At 60.5% G+C, this 14439-nt stretch carries 13 protein-coding genes and 1 pseudogene; 11 read left to right on the forward strand and 3 right to left on the reverse strand.

Going from position 1 to position 14439, the window contains the following annotated elements; translation table 11 throughout:
- Positions 1 to 119 precede the first annotated feature (119 nt).
- The gene (locus tag CKA38_RS08225; RefSeq protein WP_108825035.1) at positions 120 to 1685 is read left to right on the forward strand and encodes an RNA polymerase sigma factor; all 1566 of its coding nucleotides are present in this window, start codon (positions 120 to 122) and stop codon (positions 1683 to 1685) included.
- A complete protein-coding gene (locus tag CKA38_RS08230; protein WP_152032737.1) occupies positions 1682 to 2614 on the forward strand; it encodes a hypothetical protein in 933 nt (310 codons plus the stop codon). Before CKA38_RS08225 ends, CKA38_RS08230 begins: the two co-directional genes overlap by 4 nt.
- Before the next feature lie 94 nt (positions 2615 to 2708).
- Here CKA38_RS08230 and CKA38_RS08235 read toward each other — a convergent pair whose 3' ends face one another.
- Together CKA38_RS08235 and CKA38_RS08240 are read right to left on the reverse strand one after the other, a co-directional pair.
- Positions 2709 to 3365 carry a DUF2238 domain-containing protein gene (locus CKA38_RS08235; RefSeq protein ID WP_108825037.1) on the reverse strand — a complete coding sequence of 219 codons (657 nt, stop codon included), beginning with the start codon at positions 3363 to 3365 and terminating at the stop codon, positions 2709 to 2711.
- 354 nt (positions 3366 to 3719) lie between these two features.
- A complete protein-coding gene (locus tag CKA38_RS08240) occupies positions 3720 to 5357 on the reverse strand; it encodes a fucose isomerase (RefSeq protein ID WP_108825038.1) in 1638 nt (545 codons plus the stop codon).
- Between the two features lie 456 nt (positions 5358 to 5813).
- Here CKA38_RS08240 and CKA38_RS16965 point away from each other — a divergent pair.
- The 9 genes and pseudogenes from CKA38_RS16965 to CKA38_RS08285 form a co-directional block, all read left to right on the forward strand.
- Positions 5814 to 6335: pseudogene (locus CKA38_RS16965) on the forward strand (helix-turn-helix domain-containing protein); the annotation flags it as partial.
- A gap of 241 nt (positions 6336 to 6576) precedes the next feature.
- Entirely contained in the window at positions 6577 to 7047 is a 471-nt protein-coding gene (gene gspG / locus CKA38_RS15985; RefSeq protein ID WP_108825039.1) for a type II secretion system major pseudopilin GspG, read from the forward strand.
- A gap of 38 nt (positions 7048 to 7085) precedes the next feature.
- Positions 7086 to 7697, forward strand: a complete 612-nt coding sequence (locus CKA38_RS15990; protein WP_202864000.1) for a prepilin-type N-terminal cleavage/methylation domain-containing protein — start codon at positions 7086 to 7088, stop codon at positions 7695 to 7697.
- Entirely contained in the window at positions 7694 to 8329 is a 636-nt protein-coding gene (locus CKA38_RS08260) for a type II secretion system protein (protein WP_152032739.1), read from the forward strand. Before CKA38_RS15990 ends, CKA38_RS08260 begins: the two co-directional genes overlap by 4 nt.
- Positions 8326 to 9036, forward strand: coding sequence for a PilW family protein (locus CKA38_RS08265; protein ID WP_108825042.1), 711 nt, complete (start codon positions 8326 to 8328; stop codon positions 9034 to 9036). Before CKA38_RS08260 ends, CKA38_RS08265 begins: the two co-directional genes overlap by 4 nt.
- A gap of 176 nt (positions 9037 to 9212) precedes the next feature.
- Complete coding sequence (locus CKA38_RS08270) at positions 9213 to 10418, forward strand: type II secretion system minor pseudopilin (RefSeq protein ID WP_108825043.1); 1206 nt, start codon at positions 9213 to 9215, stop codon at positions 10416 to 10418.
- A 100-nt stretch (positions 10419 to 10518) separates the two neighbouring features.
- On the forward strand, positions 10519 to 12111 hold the full coding sequence (locus CKA38_RS08275; protein ID WP_108825044.1) for a LysM peptidoglycan-binding domain-containing protein: 1593 nt from the start codon (positions 10519 to 10521) through the stop codon (positions 12109 to 12111).
- Entirely contained in the window at positions 12108 to 12635 is a 528-nt protein-coding gene (locus CKA38_RS08280; protein WP_108825045.1) for a hypothetical protein, read from the forward strand. The genes CKA38_RS08275 and CKA38_RS08280 overlap by 4 nt, the downstream gene beginning before the upstream one ends.
- A gap of 167 nt (positions 12636 to 12802) precedes the next feature.
- Positions 12803 to 13843, forward strand: coding sequence for a 3-keto-disaccharide hydrolase (locus CKA38_RS08285; RefSeq protein WP_108825046.1), 1041 nt, complete (start codon positions 12803 to 12805; stop codon positions 13841 to 13843).
- A 67-nt stretch (positions 13844 to 13910) separates the two neighbouring features.
- Here CKA38_RS08285 and CKA38_RS08290 read toward each other — a convergent pair whose 3' ends face one another.
- Positions 13911 to 14270, reverse strand: coding sequence for a hypothetical protein (locus tag CKA38_RS08290; RefSeq protein WP_152032740.1), 360 nt, complete (start codon positions 14268 to 14270; stop codon positions 13911 to 13913).
- Positions 14271 to 14439: the final 169 nt, after the last annotated feature.

Raw genomic sequence — 14439 nt, forward strand, 5'->3', positions numbered from 1 at the left:
TGTGTGAAGGCGAGGTAGTAAAAGGCGCGGAGCCGCGGCGTCAAGCGTCTTGGTGGGGTTGTTTTTTTGGGATTGTTGTCCGGTTTGACCATATTCGGCCATTATATTGTAAACAACACATGATGGATGACGCCGGATTACTTCGCGCTTATGCTGAAAATCGTTCCGAGGCGGCTTTTGCCGGATTCGTGGAGCAGCGCATCGGTTTTGTGCATGGGACGGCGCTGCGGATGGCCGGTGGCGACTCGCACATGGCGCATGATGTCACTCAGGCGGTGTTCGCGATTGTCGCCGCCAAGGCCGGGGAGCTTGCCGTGCACGAGCGGCTTGCGGGCTGGCTATACACGACGACTTGCAACGTGTCGCGCCAGACGATGCGTGATGCTCGCCGCCGGAGCGCGCGCGAACAGGAGGCCATCCGCATGAGCGCGATTGAGCAGGAGGTCCGTGCGACGGCGGCCGGCGCCGCGGAAAGGGAAGGTGATAATATGACGGCGAAACTGCGCCCCATACTGGACGAAGCGCTGGGCGGGTTGCGCGAGATTGAGCGCGAGGCGGTGTTGCTGAGGTATTTTGAGGGAAGGGCGTTCGCGGAGATCGGCGCGAAACTAAAAATGTCCGAGGAGGCCGCCCGAAAACGCGTGGAGCGGGCCGTCGAGAAAATGCGTGGTGTGTTTGCGAAGCGCGGCGTGACGTCGGGCGCGGCGGCGCTGGGGGCGTTGATGGTCTCCGAGGCCGCGCACGGTGCTCCGGCGGGACTGTCGTCGATCGTGTTGGCGGGCGCGCGGGCGACGGCGGGAACGAGCGCCGCGACTGTTGCGGGGACGGGCGTGCTTTTGGCTTTTATGAGTTCAACAAAAATAACAACCGCAGCCATCGTGGCGCTTTTGCTTGCCGCGGGCGGCTTTTATTATGGTGCGCAAGACGACCGCGCCGCGTCGGAGGCGCTGGCGCGTGCGACGCGGGAAAACGCCAATCTGGCGGCGCAGTTGCGCGAATTGGAAAAGCTAAACGCCGCGAGTGTCACGCCGTCCGCATCCGCTTCCAGAGAAGACCGGATAGCCGCCGGGGAGGCATTTGTGGACGCCCATCCGGAACTGAAGGAAAAGATGCGGGCGTGGACAAACGCCATGGGGGCGAGATATGCGTTTCGCGTTGCACATGAGATGAATTTGTCACCCGGGCAAAGCGCGCGGCTGGCTGGAATCATACGCGGGCCTGTGACCAGTTTTGGCGACGTCGTGTCGGGATATGGCGAGGTGTTGCTCAGATTCGGCAACTGGAAACCGCGTTCAAAACGTGAACAGGAGATGCGCGATTTGCTGGGCGAGGCGGGGTATGAAAAATTCGGCGAGCTGCTCGCTCTCGAAAATGCCGGCGCGGATTATAATATCATCGGATTAAGCAATGCATTGTATTTCACCGACGATCCCCTGACGTCCGAACAGGCGCGGAGTCTCGAAAAAATCGCCATCGATTTGGAAAAGAACCATGCCGGTATTACTGATCCACAGGCACGTTGGAACGCATTTATGGAACAGGCCGGGTCAACTTTATCGCCCGCGCAAATGCACGCGCTTATGTCGGTTGGAGACCGGTATGTTTGGAAACAGACATCACAAAAGTGGCGCAACGATTACGATGAAACCAGGACGGTAACGATTTCGAAACCCATCAAAAAATGAGAGCCCCGATCAACATTTTGCTGACTGTGACCGTGGTTATGGCACTGGTTGCGACCGCTGTTGGACTCATGCAGCGGTTTGCTGCGGAAGAAACGAATAAAAAAGCGCTGGCCGCCGTGCTTGAAAAAAATGTCGAACTGAAGGCGCAAATCAACAGCTCCAAACCGGCATCGCAGCAAACCGACGCGATGGCAAACGCGCTAAAAGGCACGGGGCGGGCAAAAGGGCCGCGAGGCATTTCAGAAACGCACGCCTACCAGCAGGAGAAACGCAAGGCGCTTGAAGAGCATATACTGAACGACCGCGAGTTCGGCCTTAAATACTATGCGGCGTTGCGATCGGACGTGGACAGGCATTACGGTCCGTTTTACCGCCTGCAACATCTCACGAAAGAGCAAACCGGTGCTTTGGCGGAGGCGCTTTTCCAAAGGCGGTTGCGCCACGACAAAGCTGCCTCCGACAATCAGGCAGGCGGTTCGGTCGATGATGTGCGAATCGCGAAGGCCGATGCCGACGCGGAGCTTGCGGCGGCGGTGCAAGAGATGCTCGGCGCGGATTTATACGAAAAGTTTTCGCTCTACGAACGCCAGCGTCCGGCATGGGATTACGTGGGTAATTTTGGAGGCATGCTGTCGTTGGCGGATATGCCGTTGAGCTTGGCGCAGGCGTCGCTTCTTGCCGGTGCGATAGCGAATGCGAACACATTGTTTCAGAATGGAGATACGGTAAGGATGGCGGCGACGGGCACGGATCAGGATTGGGACGCAGTGTATGATGCGGCCATGGGTTTTCTGACACCGGAGCAGTTGAACTTTTTCAAAAACACCTCAATTCCGCCGGGAAATGACAATGTTACGCCTCCGCAGGAAATGGAAATGAACAACGCGCTCAAGAAATCCGGCTTTAAAGGGACGCTGCGCTCCAACTAACACTGACGCGAAGGCGGCGCAAATTGTCTACATCCGGTCAAAGTTTATCTCGCCTTTTGATACACGTCCTAATGCGGCTTAAAAAAATGCCAATTTAGTTTTTGGCAGATTGATTGCGCCTGTTTGCGACCAGAATGACAAGTGTGACAATCAGCCCGCCCAAAGTGGCCAGCATCATGTCTTTCTGCGCGTCCCAGATGTCGCCTTGGGAGCCGTTGTAGGCGAGGCCGAGTTCGCCGCCGAAAACCTCGGCCGCGGCCCACTCGATGAGTTCGTAAACCATTGAGGTGGACATGATAAGATTAAGCGGCACGAAGTAGCTCCAAAAGCCGCGCTTGATGGGCGAAACCGCCGTCATGAATTCGCGGATGGGAACAAGAAACAGAAGCCCGTAAAGAAAATGCACCATGCGGTCGAAGTGGTTGCGTCCGGGCCAAACGCCATCGTGGGGCAGGGGAGCGCCGGTGATCGACGCCCACCATTCGCGGTAGGGCACCTCGGAGTAAGTCCAGTGCGCGCCGATTGCGTTGATGCAGAAAAACACAAAAAGCACCGTCCAGCTGGTGAGCGAAAAGATGGATAAAAACCGCCGGCGAAACACCACGAACAAAACGATCAGTATAAAAACGAGTCCGTTTTCAAGAATCCAATCCTGCGGATAATGCGCGCCAATGCCCGACCTTACCGTGACGGCGATAAACATCAAAAGAAGCGCCAAAACGTAGCGCGAACGAAATGCCGGTGTGCTCATGTGTTTGTGTTTCGCGAAAGTGAAGCAGATCAACGGCGCGTGTCGAGCGGCGCGATTCTTTATCTTTTCGTTCGGGTGTAATTGCGAATGGTGACAAAGCGAAGCGGCGACACCGCCTTGGGCGATTTGCGCCCGGTGAAAATCTTACGCTATTCAAAGCGGTGCCGCCGGTCGCTTGCGCTCCCTCTGCCACCGCACTCCAAAATGATTCCGCTTCGCCGCGTATTCCTCCAAACTGCCACCAATCGCAATTACACCCTTTCCGTTCCTCGCGCAACGCGCGCGCCTGCAAAAACGGACGCATTTTCATGCGTCCGTTTTACTGTATTATATACTGTTATACATTTCTACGTATCAAAACGCCTTTCCGTTGGCCTTGGTGCCGCAGAGGCTGACTTCAATGCCGAGTTCGGCGGCGAGCGCGGCTTTGGCATACATCGCCATGTCGGCGTCCTTCGCGGATTTTGCGTAGGCGACTTGGATGTGGTTGGCCTTGTGGCGGGCCATCATTTGGTCGCGCGTCACACCGTAGGTCACGGCGTGCATGATCGGCCACACGTTTGAGGTGGCGTCCCAGCGGCGCTGCGTTTCCTCGGCGGGAAGCTCGACGACTTTCGCGCGGCCGAGGTCCATTTTGAGTTTTCCGTTTTCAACAAACACGCGGCTCCAGACGATTTCGCCCGGCTTGGCAATGCCGCGCAGCGTCGAGCCGCCAAGGCGGAAATACCATTTGCTCTGGCGCCAGCCGTCGCTGCCCGCCCAGCCGCCGATGTGGTGCTCCGCGGGCGCGCCTCCGGAGATGAGATACACCCACACGTAATCCTTGACCGTGCCGCTCTTGTCCCAGTCGCCCCAGCGAAGATCGTGCAGCGTGTTTTCGACGGGCTGGCCGAGCGCCTTGTGGACGCGGTTCGTGATGAGGCCGTCGAAACCGGCGCACTCGTCAACTTCGTTGAAATGCGGAATCGGCTCGCCGGCGCGAATGACCTTGCCCGCGGCGTTTTTCACCGGCGGACGGTCGGAGCTGTTCAGCGTGCCCTCGACGAGATCGGACGCGGGAATCAAGTCCTTCAATCCCTGCTGGTATTGGATGCCGATGGCTTCGCAGCCGAACTCGTCGGCGATGCGGCACGCGGCGATATACATTTTGCACTGCCAGATGACCTGGCTCTCGGTGAGCTCGTTTTCCTCGTCGGAGCCGAAGTGGAACGTGAAGCCTTTTTTCTTATACCAATTAAACACCTCGCGCGCCTCGGCGTCGCTCACCTGCGTCGCGCCGTAGTAGAGGGCGGATTGCGAGAGGCGCTCCTTGTAAACGCCGGTGGAGAAAAGCAGCTCGTCGGGAATGATCGCGTTATACATGCCCATGCAGCCCTCGTCGAACACGCCCATGATCGATTTGCGCGTGCGCAGATCGGCGGCGATTTTTTTCGCAACAGCCTTCGCCTTCGATGGCACGGCGCACTTGGCGAGCGCCTTGACATGCGAGGTCTTGTGCTTGGTGACGCCGGTCGCGAGCCACTCCTTGAGATGCGAGAGGAAATACTCGTCGTCGAAGTTTTCGCTCCAGAGCGTGGAATATTTTTTGCCGGCCTTGGTGAGGCCGCCGTTGAGGTTGAGCATGCCGACGAGGCCGGGCCACTGGCCGGACCAATTGGCGACGGTGAGAATCGGCCCCTGGTGCGAAATGAGCCCCGGCAGCACGTGATGCGAATACTGCCAGACCGACTCGGCGACGATGAGCGGCATCTCCGGGTTGAGCCTGGCGAAAATTTCCATGCCCTCCTTTTGCGAGGCGATGAATCCGTGCTTGAGTGCGGGTTTGTAGGGATGCGCGCGGATGAGTTTGTAGCCGAGCTTGGCGAGGCATGCGGTGAGCTGCTTTTCCATCGCGGCCTGCGCGGGCCAGCAGGTTTCGTTGGCGGACTGGCGAAGATCGCCGGAGGCGACGAGGAGGACGGTTTTCATTTTTGAGGCGGGTTTCTTTTTCATGGGAATCAATGAGGGTTAATTAAAAAGGATAGACAAAATTGGCAAAAAATCGGCGCGATTGGCAGGTTATTCTAATGGAGATAACGAACAACGGCATGGATAAAATTGGCGCATTTGTGATTGAACCGAATGGATGCGTCACCTTTGCTCCCTGCCATGCCATCCGTCCCCAAGACTTCGCGCCCCGCCGCGGACGAGCTGCTTTCCCCGCAAGTCTCCGGCGCGGGTTCCCGTTACTTTTTTCTCGATCCCGGCCGGCGGCGCTCCGGCAACGCGATCGCGATGGGCGGGTTTGAGCAGTGCAACGCCGACTACCTGATCGACCGCGCGCGCTTTGCCTATCACGTGGTCGAGTTTATCGTCGAGGGCGCGGGGTGGGTGCGTTTCGGCGGAGGCTCCGCGCACGAGATTGCCGCGGGCAACGTTTTTGTTTGCGAAAAAACAACCCGCTGCGTGATGCGCACCGATCCGGAGCGTCCGCTGGTGAAATATTTTCTTTGCATTTCGGAACGCGCCGCGCTCGCGCGTTTGCGCCGTGCCGGACTGGGCGCGAATCGCGCGCGCGCGCTCACCGCCCAGGGCGAAATCCGCAGCATACTTGAGGACCTGATCCGCGAAGGCCGGCGTCCCGGCCCGCGCGCTCCCCAAATATGCAACGTCCTTTTTGAACTCCTCTGTCTCAAGACCGCCGGATTGCTCTTGCCCGCCCGGCGCCGCGCCGCGCGAAACCCGACAGCGCACAATACTCGCACGCTCGAACGCTTCCAGCGCTGCAAGGCGATCATCGACGGACAGGCGGAACGCATCACCACGCTCGCCGAGGTCGCGGACAGTGCGCGCCTGGAGGTTTCGAGCCTGTGCCGCCTCTTTCGCCAGCATCAGGGAATCAGCCCCTATCAATATTTGTTGCGCCGAAAAATGAACATCGCCGCCGAACTGCTTGTAGACGGCGGCGTGCTCGTCAAGGAGGCCGCCCAGCGTGTAGGGTTCACAGACGCGCTGCATTTCTCGCGGGTCTTTCGCTCCGTGCACGGCGTCCCCCGAGCAAGCTCCAGATGCGCAATGGCGGACGATGAGCCGGTGCGCGCCCGCTCTCGACAAGCGCCCGCCAACATAACAACATGCACGCCTCATTTTTTGAAACGCCTCCCGCCGGGCGTTCGTCTTCATTCCCAACCAAACACGCTCACCAAAACACACACATCATGCAAAAGCCCTCATCCGCCACACCGCCCGCCGGTTTCTCCACACGACCGCGCGCGCGTTCACGCTTCTCGAAATTCTCGTCGTGCTCGCCATCGCCGGCATGATCATCGGCCTCGCGGTCGCCAATTTCGACAACATCTTTGGCGGGGCCAAGGAGGACGTGGCCAAGATGTTTGTTTCCAGCAGTCTCAAGGTTCCCCTTCAGTCCTACCGCATGCACATGGGCGATTTCCCCTCAACCGCCGAGGGGCTTCAGGCGCTCATCATCGCTCCCGCCGACAAGGCCGAGCGTTGGCGCGGCCCTTATCTCGACGGCGACAAATCCACCCTTCTCGACCCCTGGGGCGTCGCCTACCAATACAATTATCCCGGCACTCGCAACAAAACCGGCTACGACGTCTGGTCAAACGGCCCCGACAAGCAAAGCGGCACCGCCGACGACATTGGCAACTGGGCAACAGGCTCCGCCACCACGGGCCAGTAACAACCCCTCCCGCAACCGCGCCTCGCACACGCTCAATCTTGGTGAGGTCGTCCACGCACAATCATCCCCTCCGCGCCCGCTCGCCTTGGAAATTGGGAGTGGGCATCCGGGGTTTTCCGCGCCACGGGCGCGGGCGGCATGATGCGTTTACGCTTTTGGAAATCCTGCTTGCGCTTGCTCTCATCGGAATGATGACGGCCGTGCTCATCATCGGCGGCTCTCACCTTACCAACGACAAACCCACGACGCCCGACGAGGTGTTTTGGGTCGCCGTCACCGCCGCGCGCAAGCAGGCGCTCATGAGCGGCAGGGAAGTCCGCCTCGCCTACGTCCCCGCCGTCACAGGCGAGGGCTCCGACACGCCCGCCGGGCTTTCCGCCACGTGGGCCGACGACGGCGCGGAGTTTTTCCCGTTCGAGGGCATGGGCGAGGTGACGTGCGATTTTCTCACCACGCAAAAAGGCGCCAGCTCGATCCTCGTCGGCGGCGAACTCATCGAAACGCAGACCATCGCGCATGTGACATTTTACGGCGACGGCACCTGCACGCCCTTTCGCGCGCAATTCCGCATCGGCACCACCGCGCACACGCTCGCCATCGACCCGTGGACGTGCGCGCAAATGCTCGCGCAAAAGGAGGACGCGCGATGACCTGCCGCGCATCGCGCCAGCGCCGCCGCGCGTTCACGATTGTCGAGGTGCTCGTCGCGCTCGCGATCTGCGCGATGATGGGCGTCATGCTTGTCGGCGCCTACATGAACGTGCTCTACGCCTACGAAGCCGCCGCCGCGAATCCCAAGCGCAACCTCGACCTCCGCTTCGCGCGCAACATGCTCCTCGCCGAGGCCGATTTTGAAACCGCGCAAAAAGGCGACTCGTTCGAGGGCGCGACCGGCCGCCAGGTAAAATGGTCCGCCGTCATCGAGGCCACGAACACCGCGAACCTTTTCCACGTCACCTTCACTTGCGAGTTGAGCGCCGGAAACACACCCGACGAAAAAGAGGAGACCATCACCGAGGTGTTTCGTTTGCTCCGGCCCACCTGGTCGACGACCTCCGGTTTTTCGCCCGACGCCGCCACGCTCCGGGCCGAGGCGCGCGACCGCATTGTTCAAGACCAGCAGCCCTCGCCCCTTTCCGGATTCGGCTCCTCCAGCTCCTCAAGTGGCGGCAGTGGCGGCGGCAAGTCCGGCGGCGGCACCAAATCCGGCGGTGGCGGTGGCAATAAACAAGGAAGCCGCGCCGGCGGAAACACCGGCGGGGGAGGCGCGCCGAAACGATGAACCTCCGCCGCACATCCCGCCTTCGCGCTTGCGCTCCGCATTCCGCATTCACACTGATCGAAGTCCTCATCGCGGTGGCGATTGTGTCGATGGTGATTGTCGCCTCCACCACGCTTATTTTTTCGATGGGCGAACTCTGGGGGCGCAACTCCGACGTGCGCCTGTTCGACCTGCACTCCCGCAACGTCACCCGTTTTCTCGAAAGCGAACTCGCCTCCGCCGCGCTCCCTCCCACCGGCGGCACCGCGGGCGCGCAAGCCAACGCCTCGAACACCGCCGCCGCGCCCGTGACGATTCAGGAAGTGCGCGACCAGACGGGCAACTCCGACCTCTACCTCACCTACGAGCTTCCCAACGGCAGCCGCCTTTGCGTGTGGCCCGACCGCGCGCTTCCCAGTGTCGTGTGCTCGCTCGCCTGCCGCGAGGGCGAGGGGCTTATCCTCCTCTGGCATTCGCGGCTCGAAACCAACTTCGACATCGACGCCCCCCGCGAAACCGTCATCACGCCGCTCGTCACCGGCATGACCTACGATTATTACGACATTGATCTCAAGACATGGAAAAATGAAACCGTGCTTCGCAAGGACAACTCCAACCAGGGCGTCCTCCCGCAGCGCATCCGCCTCACTTTCACCTACTCGGGCCGCACACTCGAAACCGTAATCGACATTCCCGGCGCGCCTCCGCAAGGACTTCCGATGCTATAAAAATTCCAATATTTAATTCCAGCAAACCACCAAATCCCAATGGTCAAATCCCAAAACACAAACTCCGGCCTTCGCGTGTCGCTTGCGAATGGATCGGCGGTCTCCACTCCGCCGGACGAGGCGCGGGCTCGCCCTTTGGGGTTTCGGGATTTTGAAGTTTATCGAAGCAGCGAGCCATGAACTTTCACCCGCGCAAACTCCGCTCCCGCCGCGCTTCGATCATCATCGTTGTTCTCGTGATGATGGCCTTCGCATCGATCGCGCTCGCCCTCTTCATGGAGAAGGCGTTCAACGACCTTGCCGTCGAGGTTCGCGCAAACGACGCGGCGAACATGCGCGTCGAGGCGTATTCCGCGATGGAGACCACGCTCGCCGTCCTTGAGGATTTTCGCGCCGCACTCGGCTCGCTCCACAGCCCCGCCGAGGGCTGGGCCGATCCGCTCGGCTTTGCCGGCTACGAACCCATCAACCCCGATTACACCGTCGAGGTCGCCTTCGAGGATGAGAGCGGCAAACTTTCCCTGCCCAACGTTAACGCCACCACGCTCACCTCGCTCTTCACCTACTGGGGGCTCGACGAAACCACCGCGGCCAAACTCACCGACGCGCTCCTCGGTTGGATGCGCGCCGATTACATCCCCGCCACGGCGGGCGCGCCCCTGCCCGAGGACTACGACACCGGCGACCTTCCGTTCACGCCGCCCGCGCGCACGCTCCGCTCGTTCGACGAACTCGCCTCCATCGAATTCGCGCGCGATATTTTTTACGACGAAACCGGCCGCCCCAACGAACTCTGGCACCGCTTCGTTCAAACCTTTTCCCTTTACGATTTCCAAACTCCCAACATCAACGCCGCCCCGCCCGACATCCTCGGCGCGCTCGGCAATCTCGACACCTCGCTCGACGAAAAACTCTCCAACTTCCTCCAGGGTGAGGATGGCCGCACCCTCGCCGGCACCGGCGGCTATTTTGCCAGCAAGGACGAGGTCGACACCCTCCTCGGCGCCGGCACTCCCGCCAGCCAGCTCGGCGTCACGATTAGCGCGCTTCGCGTCATCATCACCATCCGCCAAGGCCCGGCCAACTACCGGCTCAACGCCCTCGTTTCCATGCCCGGCACGGGCGGCGCCAAACTCCCCGCCGCGTGGGCGCAGCAAAACACCGCCTCCACCTCCACCAGCGGCACAAACTCAAACAATAACACCACGCCCGGCAACCAAGGCACCTCGCGAACGTCTAACAACGCCAACACCACCCGGGCCAACGCCTCCGCCGGCACCACGCAAAAAAACCTGAACTACCCATACACCTTCCTCGAAATCCGCGAAAACGACCTCGTCCCCCCGCCCGCGCCCGTCATCGGCGAAACCGAAACCGAATGAATTTTCTATTAGCCAACACGGCAAAACACTTTCACAACTAACATCACGCGCTGAGGATTGCGCCATTCCGTATTCCAAAATCCGCATTCCGCACTCTTACATGGCCCTCAAGTTTCTAAAAGCTCCCCCGCCCAATGTCGTGCTTCTGCCCGACACGCAGTTTTTTGTGCGCGCCATTCCCGTGCCCGCGGATCAAACGCCGGAGGAACTTTCCACCCAGGTCGAACTCGCCCTCGAAACCCTCGCGCCCTTTCCCGTTGCGCAGATGTATTACGGCTACCATTGGCGGCCCGGCGCCCGGCACGCACTCATCTACGCCGCCTACCGCAAGCGTTTCAGCCAGGCCAGTGTCGAAACCTGGTCCGCCGCCGATGCCGTGCTCCCCGCATTCGCCACTCTTCTGAATCCCGCCGCCAGCCCCGGAACCACCGCGATCCTCTCCACCCCCGACAGCCTTACCGCGATCCACTGGGCTGACAACAGCGGCGTGCCCTCCCTCGTTATTTCCCGCGCACTCCCCGAGCCCGACGACGACAAACCGCCCCTCTCCGAATCGGACAGGGACGCCGCGCGCGCCGCCCTCCGCAACGAGCTTCTGCGCGCCACGCCCGGCACAATCCATCTCCACGAATACGAATACCCCGCGCTCGACACCGTCCCGGCGCCCGCCCGCGCCGACAACGCCCTCGTCTTCGCCACCCCGCCCGCCAAAAACACCCGCACCACGCCAAGCTCCACCACCTTCACCACCGCGCAACTCGACATGCTCGACGTTCGTGACAAGGCCGAGCTCGTCGCCCGTCGTGCCTCCCGCCGCCGCGACCTCCTTCTCTGGCGCGCTTTCCTGGGCTGCCTCAGCCTCCTCGCCCTTTGCGCCCTCATCGACATCGCGCTCAAAGGCGGAAAGTTTTTGCAGGAAAAACGAATCTACCAAGTAAAGGAGCAAGCTCCCTACGTCGCCGAAATCGACCGCGCCAACACCCTCGCCACTCGCATCGAGGATCTCTCCAACAAGCGCCTGCTTCCCTTTGAGATGATCGACCTGCTCCGCCCCGCGCTCCCCGACACGATCGTTTTCACCCGCGTCATCACACGCAGCCTCAACAGTATTGAAATCCAGGCCCGCACCAACCGCGCCGCCGACTTCAACTCCTTCCGCACTTCCCTCGTTTCCCTGCCCGCCATCGAAAAACTCGACATCAACAACCCCGCCACCCGCGACGGCTCCACCACCTTCACGATGCTCATCACCTTCAAACCCGGCACCGTGATCGCCGCCGAGGACATTCCCCCTCCGCAACCAAAGAACACCGCAACCCCAAAAACTGACGCCGCCAGCGAGACCGCCGCCGAGAATGCCGCGCCCCAGTCCGGCGCTCCGCAACCCGCCGCACCCAGCATCCACGACCAAATCCAGCAACAGCTTACTCCCGGCCAATCCGACGCGCCATCCCCCGACGCCGTCCCTCCCGCCAACGGACAACCCGCGCCACAAACCACCGAGCACACCATTGTCACAGGCGACACCCTCGCGCGCATCGCCAGGCAAGCCGGCGTTTCCCCGCGCGACATCATTGCCGCCAACCCCGGATTGGCCAATCCGCGCAACCTCCAGCCCGGTCAAAAAATCAACATTCCTCAACCCGCGCCGCCCCCCGCCAATGAAACCGCCGAGGAGGAGCCCAACCAATGAAAGCCTTTTTCCTGAGCCGCCAAACACGCGAAAAAGTTCTCCTCGTCGGACTCGTCCTTGTCGCCGCGCTCTGGTGGCTGACCGCCGCCATCGGACGCACCACGACCTTCATCCGCGATTTCAAAAGCACGAGCCTCACGCTCAAAGTGCAGCAAATGACGCTCGACGCGCGCGAATCGATCCAAGCCCGCGCCAACGCCGCCATCCGCCAACTCGACCCCTCGCGCACCTACGACACTGTGCGCCTGCAAGCCGAGCTCGACACCATTGCCACCGCCGTCGGCATCACGAACAAGACCATCAGTGACGCGCGCACGGAAAAAACCGCGCAATTCTCGGTGAACAGCGCCCAGATAACGGTTCGCAACACGGACTACGCCACGGTGGTGAAGTTTTACGAGGAGATTAAAAAACGCACCCCCTACATCGGCCTCGACCAGCTCACAATCCAGCCCTCCAACGTGGCCAATCCCACCCAGCTCACCCTCATGCTAAAAGTCTCCTCGGTGGAAATCCTCCGCTAAATCCAAAACACGCTTGTGCTGGAGTCCGAAGCCCAACGGTTGCGGCGGATTGGCGGACAGAAGCGTTTTGTCTTTTCACGTTTTTTTGGGGTGAAATATGCGGGCTATCCGCTCATAATTCCCGAAAATAGTGTAAGACCTATTTCATTTTTAACAACCAACTCATCATGAAAAAAACGATCCTCATCCTAGCATCCCTCGTGTTTTCGCTCGCAGGCTTCTCCTCCCTCGGAGCCCGCCCCGCCGGTGAAACCACCCTGAAATCGCCCGCCTTTGCCGCTTCCTTGGAAAACTCCCGCTGGGCCTTCACGCTTCCCAACGACCGCGCCGGCTGGCTCGGTTTCTCACGGGAAAACGATAAGCTCACCGCCCTTCTCCTCTGGGGCAGCGGGCACCCGCGGCCAGTCGCCGTCGCCCTCAAAAACGATGCAGTCGAACTTCGCCGCGCCTACAAGCACACGGGGAAAAACGGTGCCAAGCTCGACCGCACCGACCTCCTCACCGCCCGGCAAACCGCCGGTGGCGCCCTCGCCTTTGAAATCCAAACGCTCAACGAAAACGGCAAACCCGTCGGACGTCCCGCCACCTTCACCGCCACCCGCATTCCCGATCTCCCGCCCGCGCCCGATCTCTCCAAGCTCAAATACGGCGCCCCGGTCAAACTCATCCGCGACGACCTCTCCAACTGGGAATCCATGAATCCCAAGGCCTACAATGGCTGGACCCTCAAAAACGGCGTCCTCACCAACACCGTCGTTTTCCCCGACGGCTCGAAAAAGCGCGGCGCCAACCTCAGCACGACCGACAAATCCTTCAAGGACTTCCGCCTCGCCTTCGAGGTCAGCCTCCCCGCCAACAGCAACAGCGGCGCCTATCTTCGCGGCATCTACGAGATTCAGATGAGCAACAGCCGACAGGAAAACGCGCACCAAACCATGGGCTCCCTCTATGGCCGCCACGCCCCCTCGACCAATGCCGAAAAACCCGCGAACGAGTGGCAGACCGTTGACGTCATCCTCGCCGACCGGCACGTCACCGTCGTCCTCAACGGCGTCACAATCATCGACAACCAGCCCGTCCTCGGCGTCACCGGCGGAGCCATCACCGCCGACGAATTTGTCCCTGGTCCCATCTACCTCCAAGGCGACCACACCAACGCCAGCTATCGCAACATGACGCTCACCCCCATCATCAAGGAGCTCCGCTAAGCTTTTTTGACAACCAACCAACACCAACCGGCGGCGTCGGACATACCGGACGCGCCGCCCTTGTTGGTTAATTTGCGGAATAAACGCGCGTTCCAGTCCCCGCCATTTTCGCCTTGGCGTTGGGGATTCCGTCCTGTTGGTTTTTTCCGCTTGCCGGCTTATTGGCCATCCGCGCGGATCCGCGTTCCGCGCCAGAGATGTTTTCGTGCACGATGACAGCGTAGATTTTCCGGTGGCGCGTCGCAAACGCAACGAAGGCGACGATCTCCAGCCCATGGGACTGTATTTCCGGTGATACGGGGCGGTTGCGCAATTTCGGCGATCCTTGAGCCGTGCATGGCAGCACAATTCGTCCCGGCGAAGTATCGGTAAACGCTACACGCATCACAGACGACGCGGTTGACGAGAGTGAAATTTTCTTTTTCAAACTATTCTTTACGCGAGGTGGTGTTCGCCATGTTAGAGGTGTTTCATCGTCACTACGCGGCATTTGCGGTTACCATCGGGAATGTCCTGTTTACTCGGCGTTTTGCATCCGCGGTGACGATGGGAGTGCGCCCGATTGGGTATCCATAGTGCGGCTGACAACGATCAAC

This window comes from Ereboglobus luteus (genome assembly GCF_003096195.1).
In the GTDB taxonomy this organism is placed as follows: domain Bacteria; phylum Verrucomicrobiota; class Verrucomicrobiia; order Opitutales; family Opitutaceae; genus Ereboglobus; species Ereboglobus luteus.